This is a genomic window from Streptomyces tritici (assembly GCF_048500665.1).
GTDB lineage: Bacteria > Actinomycetota > Actinomycetes > Streptomycetales > Streptomycetaceae > Streptomyces > Streptomyces tritici.
Window position 1 is genome coordinate 6,565,635 of the sequence record NZ_CP183183.1, and the last position, 18,233, is coordinate 6,583,867.

The following is an 18,233-nucleotide window of genomic DNA, read 5'->3' on the forward strand; positions in this document are numbered from 1 at the left end:
AGCGCCACCGACAACCGGCGAAGGTGTTTTCGCAGGGACGTTTCGCCTAGGATCGGAGGCAAGGCGGGGCCGTAGCGCAGAGGCAGGCGCACCGGTCTCCAGAACCGGAACACGCTGGTTCGACTCCAGCCGCCCCGCCCCCTTCAGCCTCGCCGGGCCCTTCGGCCTCCCCGGCCCCCGCAGCGCCCCGGCGCCGTCCGCCGGCCCGCCCTCAGGCGATCGCGCCCGCCGTGACGACCAGTTCGGGCACCGTGCCCGTGAACGTCGGCAGCAGCTGCGCCAGGACGGCCCACGCCTCGACGCTGCCGCCGAGCGATCCGCGCACCAGCGGCCGCAGCACCTCCTCCGCCTCCGGCATCCGGTGCGGGAACGCCCAGCGGCCGGTGTCCAGGACCGCCAGCACCGAGCGGGCCGGCCCCCACCCGCGTACGTACTCCGCCGGGTCCGCCACGATGCCGCCCTGGCGCATGCGGTGCGCGTACGACGGGTGGTCCGCGAACCGCTCGCGCAGCTCGCCCGGGCAGTCCGGCCGCAGCGCCAGCGCCCAGCGGGCGAAACCGGGCAGCGGCCGCTCGACGTCCGCCGCCGTCACAGCCGGCCAGTGCGCGCGGCCCAACTGGTTGGCCGCCCTGCGGCCCTGCCGCATCGTCCGTACCTCGCGCAGGGCGGCCACCGCCTCCTCGGGGGCGGCGAACCGCCGGACCCCGGGCGGCGTGGGCCGGGCCGGCAGCGTGCCGGCGCGGGGCAGCGTGCGTCCTCCGTCGGGCCCGAACGGCTCGCCCTTCAGGACCGACAGCTCCAGGGCGCCGGGCAGGCCCCCGGCGAGCACGACGAGTTCGTTGACCTTGGGATCGTCGGCCTCCAGCGCCCACAGGCGCGCGGACAGGGGCATCGCGGTGTCGCCGAGCGCGCGCACCGCGGCCCAGCGCTCCGGCATCCGGGCGGCGGGCCGGGCGGCCACGACGCCGATCCGCTCGCGCACCCGCTCCGCCTCGTCCGCGCCGGTCAGGGAGATCAGCACGTCCAGTGCCCTGTCCGTGTCGCGGTCGTATCGCATGGCCCCGCCCTCCCGTGTCGCGCCTCGCGCGTCGTCCCCTGTGGATGTCCGCCCGATCATGCCAGTTCGAAAACCGTTACGAGAACGACGGGGTGACCAGGCACAATCCGCCCATGACCACAGGCTCCACCGCGCGGACCGAGCGTCTGCTCGACGTCCTCGAACCCCTCCCGTACCACCGCCGCACCCGCGAACTCGCCGCCCGCGTCCGGGGCACGGAGCACGACGAGGCCCGCGAGCTGCTCCGGGAGCTGGACCGGCGCGGCACGTACGAGCGCGGCCTCGCGATCGTCGTCGCCGCCGTCGCCCGCGAGGGGGCCTGGCTGGGCGAACGGCTCGACGACCCCGACGCGTTCGTGCGCGGACACGTGCTGCGCGTCGCCCGGCCGGAGCTCGTCCCCGACGAGGCGTACGCCGCCGCCCTCGACGACGCGCCCGAGGCCGTGCGCCGCGAACTGCTCGCCGCCGTCGTCGCCCAGGGCCGCACCGCCCTCGCCGACCGGCTGGTCGACGCGCTGCGCACGACGTGGGGGGACGAGGAGGCGGCCCGCCTGCTGCCGGGCTGCGGCCCCGCCACCGTACGGCGGCTGCTGCCGGAGCTGTTCCACGCGGTGCGCGGCTGGACGGTGCTCGTGAAGCGGCACCCGCAGGCCGTCGCCGACGCCGCCGAGCGGGAGTTGGCCGCCCTGCCGCAGGGGCTGCGGGACGACTGGTGGAAGCGGTACCTGCCCGCGCTGGGCGTCCTCGCCGCGGCGGCGCCGGCCCGCGTGGTCGGGCTCCTGGACGCGTACCGGCCGAGCGTCCGGCCCTGGAAGTTCGACGATGTCCTGCGCACGCTCGCGCTCGGCGACCCCGCCGGCATGCTGCGCCTGCTCGTGCGCGACACCGGCGGCATGACCGGCGCCGTCCTCAACCGCCCCGAGGCCGCCCGCCGCATCGCCCGGACCGGGCCGTGGGAACAGGTCGTCGCCCTCGGCCGCGTCGTGGCCGACTGGCCCAGCGAACTGGCCCGGCTGATCGTCGCCCACCCCCCGGCCCGCCGTACCGCGTTCTACGAGGCGGTCCTCGACGGCCGCACCGGCGCCAGGCACCTGCCGCAGGCGGACGTCCTGCACGCCCTGCCCCGGGAGACCGCCGCGCGCGAGGCCCGACGCGTCGTCGACCACTGCCGCAGCCGCAGCGGAAGCCGCGCACGTCTCCTGGAGGCCACCGCCTGCCTCCCCGTCGCCGAGGCCCGCGAGCCGCTGCTCGCCGCCACCCGCGCACCGGTCCTCGAGGACCGCGAGGAGGGCTGGCCGCTGCTCCTCCGGAACGCGGCCCGCTCCGGGGACCCGGACGCCGTCACCACCGTCCTCGCCGACCTGGCCCGGCTGCGCAACGAACCCGACCCGGTCCGCTGGGCCGCCCTGAACGCCCTCGCCGCGCTGCCGCCCCGCCTGTACGCCGCCTCCGCCGCCCCGCACCTCACCCGCGTCGCCGTCGACGCCACCGAGGCCCCGGACCTCTCCGCGGAGAGCCGCCGCGCGCTCGGCGCGCTGGCCGAGGCGCTGCTGCGCGCGCGGCCGGACGAGCCCGCGCTGCGGGACGCCGCCCTCGACATCCTCGTACGGCTCTGCCGCATCGCCGGCGGGGCCGGCCTCGGCCGCCTCGACCACGTGCTGCGCCCGGGGCAGGAGGCCCTGCTCCTCGACGCGCTGCGGCCGCTGCTCGAGCCGGCCGTCGCCAAGGCCGACTTCGGGCTCGTCCTCGCCCTGGCCCGCGCGCTGGGCCCGCGCGCCGCCGCGCTGCCGGAACTCCAGGAACTGCTGTGGCGCGCGATCCGCGAGGGCGACGAGCCCACCGCACGCGCCGCCGTCGGGCACTGGCTCGCCCCGGGCCCGGAGCGCGACGCGCGGGTCGAGCGGCTGCTCGCCCTGGAGCCCTCGGCCGCCGTGCTGCCCGCCGTCCTGGGCGTGCTCACCGTCCGCCGCACCGACCTGCTGGGCCCGCTGCTCGGCGACTCCCTCCCGTACGGGCGGTTCCTCGCCGACGCCACCCGCTGGACGATCCCCGTACCGCCCGCGGCCCGGCGCTGGACCGGCCGGCAGCAGCGTGCCGCGGTCCGCCGCTGGGAGCAGGTGGTCGCCGACGTCTCCCTGTCGGAGTACGACCGGGCCTCGGGCCTGCGCGCGCTCGCCGGGCTCCCGGACGGCGCCGACGCCGTCCGCGCCCGTACCGGCGACCCGTCCGTGGTCCTCGCCGAGGCCGCGCTCGCCGCGCTCGTCCACACCGTCCGCCCCGGCGACGCCCTGGCCGAACTCCTCGGCCACGCGGGTGACGACCGGGCCCGCGTCGCCGTCCACGCCGCCGACCGCGCCACCCGGCACGTACCGCCGTCCCGGCTCCCCGCCCTGCTGCGCCCGCTGCTCGCCCTGACCGGTACCAAGGTCACCAGCCGCAAGGAGGGCGTCCGCCTCGTCGCCGCGAGGCTGCCCCGGTCCGAGGCGGCGGCGCTGATAGCCGAGGCGTACGCGCGACCGGAGCAGCACCGCGACGTGCGCACCGCCTGCGTGACCGCCGCCGCCCGGCTCTTCGAACAGCCGGTCGCCCGGCGCCTGCTGACCGAGGCCGCCGCCGGGCACACCGCGCAGCGGCGCGCCGTGCTGCGGGTCGTCCCCGCGGACCTGCCCGAGCCGTTCCGGCCCGTGTACGCGCGGCTCGTCGAGGAGGTGTGCGACAGCGACGACCAGGAGCTCCTCGGCGACGCTTACGAGGCGCTCGCCGCCTGGCTGCCGTGGTCGCCGCAGGCCGCCGCGAAGCTGAAGGCCGGCGTCGTCGACCTCGACGCCACCGGAGGCTGGTACGCCGCCGCGCGCGGGCTCGCCCAGGCCGCCACCGCGGTCCCGGACGCCCGTGCGGCGTACGCCGAGGCCGTCGACGCCCTCGTGGCGGCCGACGCCGCCTCGGTCGGCGGTCCCCTGGACGCCGGCGAGGAGCAGGACCGGCCCGCCCTGCACCGGATCGGGACCCTGGTGCGGGTGCTCTACCGGCAGGACGGCCCGCTCGCGCGGATCCGCGCGGTGCAGGCGGAGACCGCCGAGCGGCTCGCCCGGTACGACGCCACCGCCGGCGAGGCCGCCCAGCTGTGGGCCGAGTCGCTGGACCTGGGGACCGGGACCGAGGACCTGCACGCCGGCCTGACCCGGCTGGCCCGGCTCCACGACGGCCGGCCCATGGGCCTCGCACGGTCCGCGCGGGAGCTGGAACGGCGGCTGGGCGGGCGGCAGCGGGAGGGCGACGAGGCCACGCTGTACACCGTCGCCCGGCGGCTCGCCGCGAGCGGGGGTCACGCCGAGGGCGTCCTCGCCGTCGTCCTCACCACGGCCGGCGGCGAGCGGACCTCCTGGCCGGAGCGGTGGCGCGACCTGCTGCGCGAGCTGCGCGCCCACGCCGATCCGGAAGTCCGCGACGAGGCCCGCCGCTGCCGCACGTCCTGGAACTGACACCGGCCCCGCGCCGCCTCGGGGCGCCGCGCCCGCTCCGGACCACTGCCCCGTACGGACCCCACGCCACCCGCACGCCCTGTCCGGCGTGCGGGGCGATCGTGGAGGGCGGAGCATGAACGTGAGAAGACGCGGCAAGCGGGAAGACGGTGACCCCAGGAGGGTGCCATGCCCGACCCAGAGGCGACGCGCGCCGGCATCGGCGACGCCCTGGTCGTGCTGAAGAACGTCGACAAGCACTTCGGTGCTCTGCACGTGCTCCAGAACATCGACCTGACCATCGACCGCGGCGAGGTCGTCGTGGTCATCGGGCCGTCCGGCTCGGGCAAGTCCACGCTGTGCCGCGCCATCAACCGCCTGGAGACCATCGACTCCGGCCAGATCTTCGTCGACGGCCGGCCGCTGCCGGCCGAGGGCAAGGACCTGGCCGCGCTCCGCGCCGACGTGGGCATGGTCTTCCAGTCGTTCAACCTGTTCGCCCACAAGACCGTGCTCGAGAACGTCACGCTCGGGCAGATCCGGGTGCGCAGGAAGGACAAGAAGGCCGCCGAGTCCCGCGCCCGGACCCTGCTCGACCGGGTCGGCGTCGCCTCGCAGGCCGACAAGTACCCGGCGCAGCTCTCCGGCGGCCAGCAGCAGCGTGTGGCCATCGCCCGGGCGCTGGCCATGGAACCCAAGGTCATGCTCTTCGACGAGCCGACCTCCGCCCTGGACCCCGAGATGATCAACGAGGTCCTGGAGGTCATGCAGCAGCTCGCCCGGGAGGGCATGACCATGGTCGTCGTCACCCACGAGATGGGCTTCGCCCGCTCCGCCGCCAACCGCGTCGTCTTCATGGCCGACGGACGGATCGTCGAGCAGACCTCCCCGGACGAGTTCTTCAGCAACCCGCGCAGCGAACGCGCCAAGGACTTCCTGTCGAAGATCCTGCACCACTGAACACACCGGACACGCACCACCGAACCCGCACCACCGACGCCCACCACAGGCGCCCAACACCCAGGGGTGAACACCATGAATCGATCCAAGGTCAGCAAGGCCACTCTGGCCGCGGCCGCCGCGGTCGCCCTGGCCCTGTCCGCCGGCGCCTGCGGCGACGACGGCGGGAACGGCGGAGGCGGGGGCGGCGACGGCGACAAGATCACCGTCGGCATCAAGTTCGACCAGCCGGGCCTCGGCCTCAAGACCCCGGACGGCACGTACACCGGCTTCGACGTCGACGTGGCCACGTACGTCGCCAAGGAACTCGGCTACGAGCCCGGCGACATCGAGTGGAAGGAGGCGAAGAGCGCCGACCGCGAGACGCTGCTGCAGCGCGGCGACGTCGACTTCATCGCCGCCACGTACTCGATCAACGACGAGCGCGCCGAGAAGGTGGACTTCGCCGGACCGTATCTGCTCGCCCACCAGGACGTGCTGATCCGCGCCGACGACGACACCATCAAGACGCCCGCGGACCTCAACAAGAAGAAGCTGTGCTCGGTCACCGGCTCCACGTCCGCGCAGAACGTCAAGACCAAGCTCGCCCCGCAGGCGCAGCTGCAGGAGTACGGCGGCTACTCCGAGTGCCTGACCGGCCTGGAGAACAAGGCCGTCGACGCGCTGACCACCGACGACTCGATCCTGGCCGGCTACGCCGCGCAGGACCAGTTCAAGGGCAAGTTCAAGCTCGGCGGCTTCAAGATGAGCAACGAGAACTACGGCATCGGAGTCCAGAAGGGCAGCGACCTGAAGGGCAAGATCAACACCGCACTGGAGAAGATGGTCGAGGACGGGTCCTGGGAGACCTACGTGAAGAAGAACTTCGGCCCGGCCGACTACCAGAACGAACCGGCACCCGAGATCGGCGTCGTCGTGAAGTGAGCAGGCCGCCGTGTTCGACTTCCTCGAGGGCTACGACCTGCTGGGAGCCTTCTGGGTGACGGTGCAGCTCACCGTCTACTCCGCGATCGGTTCCCTGATCTGGGGGACGCTGCTGGCCGCCATGCGCGTCAGCCCCGTCCCCCTCATGCGGGGCTTCGGCACCGCCTACGTGAACATCGTCCGCAACATCCCCCTCACCGTCATCATCGTCTTCACGTCCCTGGGGCTGTTCCAGACCCTCAACGTCAGCCTCGGCGCGGACGACTTCAAGACCATCAACTTCCGGCTCGCCGTCCTCGGCCTGATCGCCTACACCTCGGCGTTCGTCTGCGAGGCGCTGCGCTCCGGCATCAACACCGTCCCGCTGGGTCAGGTCGAGGCCGCCCGCGCCATCGGCCTGAACTTCACCCAGACCCTGCGGCTGATCGTGCTGCCGCAGGCATTCCGCTCGGTCGTCGGCCCGCTGGCCAACGTGCTCATCGCGCTGACCAAGAACACGACCGTGGCCGCGGCCATCGGCGTCGCCGAAGCGGCGCTGCTGATGCGGGAGATGATCGAGAACGAGGCCCAGCTGATCCTGATCTCCGTGATCTTCGCGGTCGGGTTCATCTGCCTGACCCTCCCCACCGGGCTGTTCCTCGGCTGGGTGGCCAAGAAGGTGGCGGTGAAGCGATGAGACACGGCGCGACCGTCCTGTACGACGTCCCCGGCCCCCGCGCCCGGCGGCGCAACGTGCTCTGGACCGTCCTGTTCCTGGTGGCGCTGGCCGCGCTGATCTGGTGGGTGCTGGCCAGCCTGGCCGACAAGGGCCAGCTCGAATGGGCCAAGTGGGAACCGTTCTTCACCGACGCCCGCGTCTGGGACACCTACCTGCTGCCCGCCCTGAAGAGCACCCTGATCGCCGCGGCGCTGTCCATGGTCATCGCCCTGCCGCTCGGCGCGATCCTCGGCATCGGACGGCTCTCGGACCACCGGTGGGTGCGCGGCACGGCGGGCACGATCGTGGAGTTCTTCCGCGCCATCCCCGTGCTCATCCTGATGCTCTTCGCCAACGCCGCGTACTCCGAGTTCACCGACGTCAGCCCGGAGAACCGGCCCCTGTACGCGGTCGTCACCGGCCTCGTGCTCTACAACGCGTCCGTCCTGGCCGAGGTGGTACGGGCCGGCATCCTCGCCCTGCCGCAGGGCCAGACCGACGCGGCCAAGGCGATCGGCATGCGCAAGGGCCAGACCATGCGGCACGTGCTGCTGCCGCAGTCCGTGACCGCGATGCTGCCCGCGCTGGTCAGCCAGCTCGTCGTGATCGTCAAGGACACCGCGCTCGGCGGCGCGATGCTCGGATTCTCCGAGCTGCTCGCGTCCGTGCGCCCCATGAGCGCCAACTACGGCGCCAACACGATCGCCAGCTTCACCGTCGTCGCCGTCGTCTTCATCGTCCTCAACTTCGCCCTGACCACCTTCGCCGCCTGGCTCGAGGGCAGGCTGCGGCGCGGCAAGAAGACCACCGGAGCGGTCGTCGGCGCCGAGGCCGTGGAGGAACTGGCCACCCCCGGCGAGCACGTGCCGCCGCCCGGCGAGACCAAGTGAGGGCCCTGGCCATCGACGTCACCGGCGTCACTGGCGTCACTGGCGTCACCGGCGGAGTGGCACTTGGACAAGGCAGGGCCGCCGCTGTTGAGTCGGAGGCATGAAGCACACGATCTTCCGCGTACGTGCGGGACGACGCACGGGCGCGTTCCTGCTCGCGTTACTCGTCGGCGGCGTCGGGGGCGTCACCGCCTGTACGGCCCCGGCCCTCGCGCCCCAACGGCCCGGCGCGTCCACCACGCCCGCGCAGCGGTCCGGCCCCCTGGCGAGCCCCGGTGTCACGGCCGTGCCGGCCCGGCCGCCGGCGCCCGCGCCGGGACTGGAGGCCGCCCTGCGGCGGCTGGAGCGCGAGCGCGCGGTGCGCATCGGCGCGTTCGCGTACGACACCGGCACCGGCCGGACCGTCGCCCACCGCGCCGACGAGTCCTTCCCGATCCATTCCGTCTTCAAGGCGTTCGCGGCCGCCGCGATCCTGCAGAAGGCCCGCCGCACCGACCCCGGGCTCCTCGACCGCAGGGTCCACTGGACGGCCGCGGACGAGCAGGCGAACTCGCCCGTGACCGACGGGCGCGGCGCGGCCGGCATGACGGTCGCGGAACTCTGCCACGCGACGGTGACCCGCAGCGACAACACCGCCGGCAACCTGCTCCTGAAGGAACTCGGCGGCCCGGCGGGCCTGACCCGTTTCCTCCGCTCCGCCGGTGATCGGGTCACCCGCATCGACCGGTGGGAACCCGCGCTCAACGACTGGAAGCCGGGGGAGCGGCGGGACACCACCGCCCCGGCCGCGATCGCCCGCACCCTCGCCCGGCTCACCCTCGGCGCGGACGGCGACCGCAGCCTGGAGGCCGCGGACCGCGCCCGTCTGAACGACTGGCTGCGCGCCACCGTCACCGGCGCGGAGCGGATCCGCGCCGGTCTGCCCGACGGCTGGACGGTCGGCGACAAGACCGGCACCGGCGGCCCCTACGGCGGCGCACACGACATCGCCGTCGCCACCCCGCCCGGCGGGGCACCGGTCGTCCTCGTGGTCCTGACCCGCCGCACCACGGCTGCCGCCGGCCCGGACAGCGGCGCGGTCGCGGCCACGGCCACCGCCCTCGTACGGGAACTCGGCCTCGCCCGCTGAGGACCGAGGCGGCCCGGATCCGCGCCCGCGCCCCCGCGTCCGTCGTGCGGAGGTCTGGACCACCCCCGCCCGCCCGGCGCTAGTATTCGCCGCGCAATCGGTCAGCAATGGCCGGGCGGTCGGCGCGGAACGAGGGGGCCGGGTGACGCGGGACGAGGTGCCCACGAGCGGGCGGGAGCTGAAGTTCCGGACGCTCATGGCCGAACTGCGGCGCGGCATCCTCGACGGCACCTGGCCCCCCGGCAGCAAGCTCCCCACCGAGCGCGCCCTCGCCGCCGAGACCGGCCTGTCGGTGACGACGGTGCGCCGCGCGTACGAGGACCTCGTCGCCCTCGGCCTCGTCGAACGCCGCCAGGGCGCGGGCACCTTCGCCGCCCAGTGGCCCGACGAGGACACCGGGCGGCGGCTCGGCCGGCTGGTCGTCGGGGTGCTCGTCCCGGACACCGCCTTCTACTACCCGCGGGTCCTCCAGGGCATCGAGAAGGAGCTGGCCGGCGCCGGGGCCCGGCTCGTCCTCGCCTGCTCCGGCTACGACCCCGCCGAGGAGGACGCCGCCGTGGCCCGGCTGCTCTCCTCCGGCGTGCACGGACTGCTCCTCGTCCCCACCCTGCACACCGCCACCGACCCCGGCCGCCGCGCCGAGGAACTGCTCGCCCTGCCCGTGCCCGCCGTCCTCGTGGAGCGCCGGCTCGCCGCGTACGGCCCCGGCGACCCGACCGAGCACGTCTGCACCGACCACGAGGGCGGCGCGTACGACGCCGTCCGGCACCTGCGCCGCCTGGGCCACGAGCGGCCGGCGCTGCTGGTCCGGTCGGACGCGCCGACCACCGCGCCCATCGAGGCCGGCTTCGCCCGCGCCGTCGCCGACCTCGGACTGCGCCGGCCGGTGGGCGTGCGCGAGCCGATGGCCGGCTGGGACGCGGCCCGCGCCGACGCGGCCGTGGCCGCCGTACGCGCCGCCGGGGCGACCGCGGCGCTCTGCTTCGGCGACCGGGAGGCCACGCTCGTCCTCGCGGCGGCCCGCCGCGCCGGTCTCGACGTCCCCCGCGACCTGGCCCTGGTCAGCTACGACAACGAGTTCGCGGACGTCGCCGAGACCCCGCTGACCGCCGTGTCCCCGCCCAAGTACCAAGTGGGGCGTCTCGCGGCCCAGATCCTGCTGCGCCGCATCGCCGACGGGGACGCCAGCCCGCTGCACCAGGTGCAGCTGCGGCCGCGGCTCGTCGTCCGTGCCTCGTGCGGCGCGCAGAAAAGTCCAAGTCCTGCTCACTGATTGCTCATGGTGCCGCCGCGCGGCAGAGGATAGAAATCCGTGCGTACCGCAGCCCGGACGAGAGGACCCGGACATGACCGCGCACGTCACCGCCGAGATCGCCGGCCAGCCCGACTGCTGGCGCCGCGCCGCCGAGCTCGCCGCCGACCGCGCCTCCCGGCTGCCTCGGCCCGGAGAGCGCGTCGCCGTCGTCGGCTGCGGCACCTCGTACTTCATGGCCCGCGCCTACGCGGCCCTGCGCGAGTCGCTGGGGGCGGGGGAGACCGACGCCTTCCCCGCCTCCGACCCGACCCCGATCGGCCGCGGCTACGACCGGCTGGTGGCCCTCACCCGCTCCGGGACGACCACCGAGGTCGCCGAACTCCTCGCCCGCGCCGAGGGCCGCGTCCCCACCCTGGCCCTCACCGGCGTGCCCGACAGCCCCGCCGGCCGGCGCGCCGACGAGGTGATCGACCTCGGCTTCGCCGACGAACGCTCCGTCGTCCAGACCCGGTTCGCGACCACGGCACTGCAACTCCTGCGCGCGGGACTGGGCGTCGACCTCACCGCCTCGATCGTGGACGCCGAACTCGCCCTGTACGAACCGCTGCCGCGGGCCTGGGAGCAGCGCGGCCAGTTCACCTTCCTCGGCACGGGCTGGACGGTCGGGCTCGCCGACGAGGCGGCGCTGAAGCTCCGCGAGGCGGCCCGCGCGTGGACGGAGTCGTACGCGGCGATGGAGTACCGGCACGGCCCGATCAGCATCAGCGACCGGTCCAGCCTCGTGTGGTGCCTCGGCGAGGTGCCGTCGGGTCTCGCGGACGAAGTCGAGTCCACGGGCGCGCTGTTCGTCGCCGACGCGCTCGATCCGGTCGCCGCGCTGGTCCGCGCCCAGCGGCTCGCCGTGGCCCTGGCGGGCCGGCGCGGACTGAACCCGGACCGGCCGCGCAACCTCGCCCGCTCGGTGATCCTCACGGGCGCCGTCCGGACGGGGCGGCCCGGGTAGGGTGCGGCCATGAGCGAGAAGATCGAACAGACCCCGCCGGCGCTCGAACCGATGCCCGAGGACTGGCGGCGCGCGCTCGCCGTCGTGGCGCACCCGGACGACCTGGAGTACGGCTGCGCCGCCGCGATCGCGCACTGGACCGACGGCGGCCGGGAGGTGGCGTACCTGCTGGCCACCCGCGGCGAGGCCGGCATCGACACGCTCGACCCGGCTGCCTGCGCTCCGGTCCGCGAGGCCGAACAGCGGGCCAGCGCCGCGGTGGTGGGCGTGGAGACCGTGGAGTTCCTGGACCACCGGGACGGGGTGATCGAGTACGGGATCGGACTGCGCCGGGACATCGCCGCCGCGATCCGCCGCCACAAGCCCGAGCTGGTCATCACGCTCAACCACCGCGACACCTGGTCGCCCGGGCCCGGCGGCCCGTGGAACACCCCCGACCACCTGGCCGTCGGCCGGGCCACGCTGGACGCGGCCGCCGACGCGGGCAACCGCTGGATCTTCCCCGAACTGACCGAACAGGGACTGGAGCCCTGGGACGGCGTCCGCTGGGTGGCCGTCGCGGGCTCCACCACCTCCACCCACGCGGTCTCCGCCGAGCCCGGCCTGGAGCGCGGCATCGAGTCGCTCCTCTGCCACCGCGCCTACATCGAGGCCCTGACCGACCAGGACCCGGAGGAGTACGTCCGCGAGTTCCTCACCGGCATCGCCACCCGCACCGGCGACCGCTTCGGCGGCGTCCCCGCGGTCGCCTTCGAACTCTTCGCCCGCTGACCTGGCGTACGGTCAACTCGCGCGGCGCGTCCGGCCGGTGAGGTCGAGTACCGCCCCTCACCGGCCGCGTGCGTCCGCCCTCGCCGCAGCTACCTCTGCGGCGGCATGGGCTTGAGGACCGCGAAGGGGGCGCCGAAGGGGTCGGCGAACCAGGCGAGTCGGCCGACGTCGGGGATGTCGGAGGGCGGCATCAGGACCGAACCGCCACTGCCCTGCACCAGTTCGGCCGTGCGGTCCGCGTCCGCCACGTCGAAATACGGGATCCAGCTCGGCGGCATGCCCTCGCTCTGCAGCTCCGCCGCACCGCCGAACGAGGTGTCCTCCTCGTCGCCGTCGGCGGTCGAGATCACCCGGTACGTCATGCCGGGCGCCTCCATCGCCGCCCAGCGCCAGCCGAACAGCGAGCGGTAGAAGCCGAGCGCGGACTCCGGTTCGGGGGTGTGGAGTTCCACCCAGACGAGGGTGTTCTCCTCGGAGGTCCGGTCCAGGCCCCGGACCTCGCCCGGCTGCCAGACGGCGAACTGGGCGCCCGCCGGGTCCGTCAGGGCCGCCATCCGGCCGGCCTCCGGCACGTCCATGGGCGCGACGCGGACCTGGCCGCCCGCCTCCTCGGTGGCCTTGGCCGTGGCCTCGGCGTCCGGCGTCGTGAAGTACACCGTCCACGCGGACCGGGCGCCCGTCTCGGTCAGCGGACCGAGAGCGGCGACCGTCTTCCCGTCCTGCTGGAAGAACCCGTAGCCGCCCGCCTCCGGCCCCGCCGACCGGTACTGCCAGCCGAAGACCGCCGTGTAGAACTCGGCGGCCGCGCCTGTGTCGGGGCTGCCGAGGTCGATCCAGCTGGGTGAGCCGGTGGTGTAGTCGGTACCGAGCATCTGGTGCGCCCGCCTTCCGCGGTAGTGGTGTGCCGTCGCCGCCCCCGGCGCATCCTTTCCGCCCCGGCGCGCCGCGCGCAGCCGGAGCGCCCCGCAATCACACGCTCGGCGGAGCGCGCGTCAGCCGCCGGGCCGCCCCTGCCCCGGAAGCGAGGGCCCGGTGTGCGGTCCGCGGAGCCGCACACCGGGCACCGGGTCTCAGACCGTGGTGGCGGTCTTCCGGTCCAGGTCCTCGTTCAGCAGGTCCATGTTGATGATCGCGCCCGCCCGGTAGCCGCCGCTCGCCGCGTTGACCACCTGCTCGGCCGCGCCGATCGCGTTGCCCGCCGCCCAGACGCCCGGGACGCTCGTCCGGCCGGTCGCGTCGACGGACACGAAGCGGCCCATCGGGGTGTCCTCCGTCGCCGCGCCGAGCGCGGTCAGCAGTCCGTCCCGCGGCGTGACCCGGGTGCCGACGAACAGCACCTCGCGCTCGATCACGCGGCCGTCGGCCATCCGCACCCCGGTCAGCCGGTCGTCCGCGACGACGAGACCGGCCACCTCGCCCTCCACCGTCCGCACGCCCGCCGCCGCGAGCCGTCGGCGGTCCTCCTCGGTGACGGAGTCGTACGTGTGCGGGAAGAAGACCACGTCGTCGGACCACTGCGTGACCAGCAGCGCCTGGTGCGCGCCCATCACCGGGTGCGCGACCACCCCGAAGGCCCGGTCGCGGACCTCCCAGCCGTGGCAGTACGGGCAGTGCAGCACGTCCCGCCCCCAGCGGTCCGCGAGCCCGTCGAACGGCGGCAGTTCGTCGACCAGGCCGGTCGTCACCACCAGCCGCCGCGCCCGGACCGTCCGCCCGTCGGCCAGCGTCACGGTGAACCCGACCGTCCCGTCGCCGTCCGGGACCGCCCCGACGACCTCGCCGGCCGTCCACTGCACGCCGTACGCGGCGATCTCCCGCCGCCCGGCCTCCAGGAAGGCGCCGGGGCTCATCCCGTCCCGGGACAGATAGCCCTGCATGTGCGCGGCCGGGGCGTTGCGCGGCGCGCCGGCGTCGACCACCAGCGTCGAGCGCCGGGACCGCCCGAGGACCAGGGCCGCGCTCAGACCGGCGGCCCCGCCGCCGGCGACCACGACGTCGTACCGCTCGTGGGTGAGGGAAGCTGCGAGGGAAGTGGTGTGTGCGTTCATGTCCCCGAGCCTGCTCGGGCCCCGCGCGCTTGACAAAGTTTGTTGCCGTTTCTGCAATGACGTCATGACCGATCACCCTTCCGAGGACCCGCGCATCGACGCCGTCCTCACCGAGGTCGGCCCCCGCCTGCGCCGCATCAGGCGCGACCGGGGCGTCACCCTCGCCGAGCTGTCCGCCGCCACCGGGATCTCCGTGAGCACCCTGTCCCGCCTGGAGTCCGGGCAGCGCCGGCCCAGCCTGGAGCTGCTGCTGCCGCTGGCCCGCGCGCACCAGGTGCCGCTGGACGAACTGGTCGGCGCGCCGCCGGTGGGCGACCCGCGGGTGCGGTCGAAGCCGATCGTGCGGCACGGCCGGACGATGTACCCGCTGACCCGCCAGCCCGGCGGGCTGCAGGCGTACAAGGTCCGTCAGGAGAAGGCCGTCGAGGAGCCGGACCCGCGGGTCCACGAGGGGTACGAGTGGCTGTACGTGCTCTCCGGGAAGCTGCGGCTGGTGCTCGGCGAGCACGACGTCGTCCTCGGGGCGGGGGAGGCGGCCGAGTTCGACACGCGGGTGCCGCACTGGTTCGGGCCCACGTCCGACGGGCCGGTGGAGTTCCTCTCCCTGTTCGGCCCGCAGGGCGAACGGATGCACGTACGGGCGCGTCCGAAGAAGACCTGAGCAGCCTGTTCCCGTAAGCCCAAGCGACCGCTTAGTATGCGAGCGGAGTACCGACCGCCCCGTACGGACGACCGCCCGTGGAGGAACCCGATGCAGGCATGGCGAGTGCACGAGAACGGCGAGCCGGGCGAGGTGATGCAGTGCGACGAGGTCGACCGCCCCACCCCCGGTGACGGACAGCTCCTGCTCAGGGTGCGCGCCGCGAACGTCAACTTCCCCGACGCGCTCCTGTGCCGGGGCACGTACCAGATCCGCCCGCCGCTGCCGTTCACCCCCGGCGTCGAGATCTGCGGCGAGACCGAGGACGGCCGCCGGGTCATCGCCACCTGCGCCCTCCCGCACGGCGGCTTCGCGGAGTACGCCCTCGCCGACGCGGCGACGGTGCTGCCCGCCCCCGAGGCCCTGGACGACGCCGAGGCGGCCGCCCTGCACATCGGCTACCAGACGGCCGTGTTCGGCCTGCACCGCCGGGCCGCCCTGAAGGAGGGCGAGACGCTGCTCGTCCACGCGGCCGCCGGCGGCGTCGGCAGCGCCGCCGTGCAGATCGGCAAGGCCACCGGCGCCACCGTCATCGGCGTCGTCGGCGGTGCCGACAAGGCCGCCGTCGCCCGGGAGCTCGGCTGCGACGTGGTCGTGGACCGCCGCGCCGAGGACGTCGTCGCGGCCGTCAAGGCGGCCACCGGCGGGCGCGGCGTGGACGTCGTCTTCGACCCGGTGGGCGGCGACGCGTACACCCAGTCCACCAAGGTCATCGCCTTCGAGGGCCGGATCGTGGTCGTCGGCTTCGCCAGCGGCACCATTCCCTCGCCGGCGCTCAACCACGCCCTGGTGAAGAACTACTCGGTTCTCGGCCTGCACTGGGGCCTGTACAACCTCAAGGACCCCGCGTCGATCCTGCGTTGCCACGAGACCCTCACCGAGTACGCCGCCAAGGGCCTGGTGAAGCCCCTGGTCAGCGAGCGGGTCCCGTTCGCCGCGGCCGCCGACGCCGTGCAGCGCGTCGCCGACGGCGTCACCACCGGCCGGCTCGTCGTCCTCCCGGAAGGAGCCTCGTGATGCCCGCTCCCGCTCACGGTCCCTCCACCGCACCCGACGCCGCCGAACTGACCGCCCGTACCCGCAAGCTGCTCGACGAGCATCCGCCCACGACCACCCCGCGCCTGGACTTCCTGCGGGCCCGCTTCGACGCGGGGCTCGCCTGGGTGCACTACCCCGAGGGCCTCGGCGGCCTCGGCGCGCCGCGCTCCCTGCAGGCCGTCGTGGACGCCGAACTGGCCGCCGCCGGCGCGCCCGACAACGACCCGCGCCGCATCGGCATCGGCCTGGGCATGGCCGCGCCGACCGTGCTCCAGTACGGCTCCGAGGACGTCAAGCGGCGCTTCCTCAAGCCGCTGTGGACCGGCGAGGAGGTGTGGTGCCAGCTGTTCAGCGAGCCCGGCGCCGGCTCCGACCTCGCCGCCCTCGGCACCCGAGCCGTCCGCGAGGGCGACAGCTGGGTCGTCGACGGGCAGAAGGTGTGGACGTCCAGCGCCCACACCGCCCGCTGGGCCATCCTCATCGCCCGCACCGACCCGGACCTGCCCAAGCACCGCGGCATCACGTACTTCATCTGCGACATGACCGACCCCGGCGTCGAGGTCCGGCCGCTGCGCCAGATCACCGGCGAGGCCGAGTTCAACGAGGTCTTCCTCACCGGCGTGCGCATCCCGGACGCCCACCGCCTCGGCGAGGTCGGCGACGGCTGGCGGGTCGCGCAGACCACGCTCATGAACGAACGCGTCTCCATCGGCGGCGGCCGGCTGCCCCGCGAGGGCGGCATGATCGGCAAGCTCGCCGAGACCTGGCGGGCCCGCCCCGAACTGCGCACCCACGAGCTGCACCAGCGGCTGCTCGACCTGTGGGTCGACGCCGAGGTCGCCCGGCTCACCGGCGAACGGCTGCGCCAGCAGCTCGTCGCGGGACAGCCCGGCCCCGAGGGCAGCGCCATGAAGCTGGGCTTCGCCCGCCTCAACCAGGAGATCAGCGGCCTGGAGGTGGAACTCCTCGGCGAGGAGGGGCTGTTGTACGAGGACTGGACCATGGTCCGGCCCGAACTGGTCGACTTCACCGGCCGCGACGCCGGGTACCGCTACCTGCGCGCCAAGGGCAACTCGATCGAGGGCGGCACCAGCGAGGTCCTGCTCAACATCGTCGCCGAGCGGGTCCTCGGACTGCCGCCCGAGCCCCGCAACGACAAGGACGTGCCCTGGAAGGAGCTCGCGCGATGAGCGACCTGCTGTACTCGGACACCGAGGACGAACTGCGGGCCGCGGTCCGCGCGCTGCTCGCCGACCGGGCCGGGCCGAACGCACTCCTCGCCCGCATCGAGACGGGCAGCCCCTACGTCCCCGGCCTCTGGAAGACGCTCGCCGCGGACATCGGGGCGGCCGGGCTGCTCGTCCCCGAGAAGTTCGGCGGCCAGGGCGCGAGCCACCGGGAGGCGGCCGTCGTCCTGGAGGAACTGGGCCGCGCGGTGACCCCCGTCCCGTACCTGACGTCCTCCGTCGTCGCGACCGAGACGCTGCTGGCCCTCGACGCGCCCGGCGAGGAGGTCACCTCACTGCTCGCCGGGCTGGCCGCCGGCCGGACCGTCGCGGTGCTCGCCGTCCCGCTGACCGCGGCCCCCGACACCCCGCCGGCGTCCGGCGGCCGAGTCACCGGCGTGGCGGACGCGGCCGCCGCGGACGTCCTGCTCGTGCCGCGGGCCGACGGGCTGTACGCGGTCCCCGCCGCAGAGGCCGAGATCGCCCCGCAGACGCCGCTCGACCTGACCCGGCCGCTGGCCGCCGTCGACGCCGACGGCGCGGCCGGCGTCCGGCTCGCGGACGGGCCGGCCGCCGCGGCGGCGATCCGGCGCGGGCTGCTCGCCGGCGCCGGTCTGCTCGCCTCCGAGCAGCTGGGCCTGGCGACGTGGTGCCTGGAGGAGACCGTCCGGCACACCAAGGAGCGGTACCAGTTCAACCGCCCGGTCGGCTCGTTCCAGGCGCTCAAGCACCGGATGGCGCAGCTCTGGCTGGAGACCGTCAACGCACGGGCCGCCGCCCGGGCCGCCGCCGACGCGCTGGCCACCGGCAGCGCGGACGCGCCCCTGACGGTGGCCGTCGCCCAGGCGTACTGCGCGAAGGTCGCCGTGCACGCGGCGGAGGAGTGCGTGCAGTTGCACGGCGGCATCGGCATGACGTGGGAGCACCCGGCCCATCTGGCCCTCAAGCGCGCCAAGTCCGACCAGCTCGCGCTCGGTTCGACGGGCCGGCACCGGGCCGCGATCGCCGGCCTCGCGGACCTGCCGGCGCCGGCGTAAAGGGACGGCCGCCTCCCAGGTAAGGGGCCCCTGCGTC

Annotated in this window: 16 protein-coding genes and 1 tRNA gene; 14 read left to right on the top strand and 3 right to left on the bottom strand. The window is 74.8% G+C overall.

Annotation, left to right across the window (positions count from 1 at the left end; all coding sequences use genetic code 11):
- Positions 1 to 63: 63 nt before the first annotated feature.
- Positions 64 to 139, top strand: a tRNA-Trp gene (locus ACNJ93_RS30170).
- A gap of 72 nt (positions 140 to 211) precedes the next feature.
- Here ACNJ93_RS30170 and ACNJ93_RS30175 read toward each other — a convergent pair.
- Positions 212 to 1,057, bottom strand: a complete 846-nt coding sequence (locus ACNJ93_RS30175) for a hypothetical protein (RefSeq protein WP_418960625.1) — start codon at positions 1,055 to 1,057, stop codon at positions 212 to 214.
- Positions 1,058 to 1,170: 113 nt separating this feature from the next.
- On the opposite strand from ACNJ93_RS30175, the gene ACNJ93_RS30180 reads away from it, so the two are divergent.
- The 9 genes from ACNJ93_RS30180 (at position 1,171) to ACNJ93_RS30220 (ending at position 12,147) form a co-directional block, all read left to right on the top strand.
- On the top strand, positions 1,171 to 4,539 hold the full coding sequence (locus ACNJ93_RS30180; RefSeq protein WP_418960626.1) for a hypothetical protein: 3,369 nt from the start codon (positions 1,171 to 1,173) through the stop codon (positions 4,537 to 4,539).
- A 168-nt stretch (positions 4,540 to 4,707) separates the two neighbouring features.
- Positions 4,708 to 5,478 carry an amino acid ABC transporter ATP-binding protein gene (locus ACNJ93_RS30185; RefSeq protein ID WP_418960627.1) on the top strand — a complete coding sequence of 257 codons (771 nt, stop codon included), beginning with the start codon at positions 4,708 to 4,710 and terminating at the stop codon, positions 5,476 to 5,478.
- A gap of 75 nt (positions 5,479 to 5,553) precedes the next feature.
- The gene (locus tag ACNJ93_RS30190; protein WP_418960628.1) at positions 5,554 to 6,402 is read left to right on the top strand and encodes a glutamate ABC transporter substrate-binding protein; all 849 of its coding nucleotides are present in this window, start codon (positions 5,554 to 5,556) and stop codon (positions 6,400 to 6,402) included.
- 10 nt (positions 6,403 to 6,412) lie between these two features.
- A complete protein-coding gene (locus ACNJ93_RS30195; RefSeq protein WP_418960629.1) occupies positions 6,413 to 7,078 on the top strand; it encodes an amino acid ABC transporter permease in 666 nt (221 codons plus the stop codon).
- Positions 7,075 to 7,989 carry an amino acid ABC transporter permease gene (locus ACNJ93_RS30200; protein WP_418960630.1) on the top strand — a complete coding sequence of 305 codons (915 nt, stop codon included), beginning with the start codon at positions 7,075 to 7,077 and terminating at the stop codon, positions 7,987 to 7,989. Before ACNJ93_RS30195 ends, ACNJ93_RS30200 begins: the two co-directional genes overlap by 4 nt.
- A gap of 100 nt (positions 7,990 to 8,089) precedes the next feature.
- Positions 8,090 to 9,118, top strand: a complete 1,029-nt coding sequence (bla, locus tag ACNJ93_RS30205; RefSeq protein ID WP_418960631.1) for a class A beta-lactamase — start codon at positions 8,090 to 8,092, stop codon at positions 9,116 to 9,118.
- A 142-nt stretch (positions 9,119 to 9,260) separates the two neighbouring features.
- Positions 9,261 to 10,391 (top strand): GntR family transcriptional regulator, encoded by a 1,131-nt coding sequence (locus ACNJ93_RS30210; RefSeq protein WP_418960632.1) that lies wholly within the window; start codon positions 9,261 to 9,263, stop codon positions 10,389 to 10,391.
- Between the two features lie 73 nt (positions 10,392 to 10,464).
- On the top strand, positions 10,465 to 11,376 hold the full coding sequence (locus tag ACNJ93_RS30215; RefSeq protein ID WP_418960633.1) for an SIS domain-containing protein: 912 nt from the start codon (positions 10,465 to 10,467) through the stop codon (positions 11,374 to 11,376).
- Positions 11,377 to 11,385: 9 nt separating this feature from the next.
- Positions 11,386 to 12,147, top strand: a complete 762-nt coding sequence (locus ACNJ93_RS30220) for a PIG-L deacetylase family protein (RefSeq protein WP_418960634.1) — start codon at positions 11,386 to 11,388, stop codon at positions 12,145 to 12,147.
- An 89-nt stretch (positions 12,148 to 12,236) separates the two neighbouring features.
- On the opposite strand, the gene ACNJ93_RS30225 is transcribed toward ACNJ93_RS30220, so the two are convergent.
- Together ACNJ93_RS30225 and ACNJ93_RS30230 are read right to left on the bottom strand one after the other, a co-directional pair.
- The gene (locus tag ACNJ93_RS30225; RefSeq protein WP_418960635.1) at positions 12,237 to 13,019 is read right to left on the bottom strand and encodes a VOC family protein; all 783 of its coding nucleotides are present in this window, start codon (positions 13,017 to 13,019) and stop codon (positions 12,237 to 12,239) included.
- A 198-nt stretch (positions 13,020 to 13,217) separates the two neighbouring features.
- Positions 13,218 to 14,195, bottom strand: coding sequence for an NAD(P)/FAD-dependent oxidoreductase (locus tag ACNJ93_RS30230; RefSeq protein WP_418960636.1), 978 nt, complete (start codon positions 14,193 to 14,195; stop codon positions 13,218 to 13,220).
- A 64-nt stretch (positions 14,196 to 14,259) separates the two neighbouring features.
- On the opposite strand from ACNJ93_RS30230, the gene ACNJ93_RS30235 reads away from it, so the two are divergent.
- The 4 genes from ACNJ93_RS30235 to ACNJ93_RS30250 all read left to right on the top strand — a co-directional run bounded on the left by ACNJ93_RS30235 (position 14,260) and on the right by ACNJ93_RS30250 (position 18,196).
- Entirely contained in the window at positions 14,260 to 14,856 is a 597-nt protein-coding gene (locus tag ACNJ93_RS30235) for a helix-turn-helix domain-containing protein (RefSeq protein ID WP_418960637.1), read from the top strand.
- Between the two features lie 90 nt (positions 14,857 to 14,946).
- Positions 14,947 to 15,912 (top strand): NADPH:quinone oxidoreductase family protein, encoded by a 966-nt coding sequence (locus ACNJ93_RS30240; RefSeq protein WP_418960638.1) that lies wholly within the window; start codon positions 14,947 to 14,949, stop codon positions 15,910 to 15,912.
- Positions 15,912 to 17,123 carry an acyl-CoA dehydrogenase family protein gene (locus ACNJ93_RS30245; protein ID WP_418960639.1) on the top strand — a complete coding sequence of 404 codons (1,212 nt, stop codon included), beginning with the start codon at positions 15,912 to 15,914 and terminating at the stop codon, positions 17,121 to 17,123. The genes ACNJ93_RS30240 and ACNJ93_RS30245 overlap by 1 nt, the downstream gene beginning before the upstream one ends.
- A complete protein-coding gene (locus ACNJ93_RS30250; RefSeq protein ID WP_418960640.1) occupies positions 17,120 to 18,196 on the top strand; it encodes an acyl-CoA dehydrogenase family protein in 1,077 nt (358 codons plus the stop codon). Before ACNJ93_RS30245 ends, ACNJ93_RS30250 begins: the two co-directional genes overlap by 4 nt.
- Positions 18,197 to 18,233 lie beyond the last annotated feature (37 nt).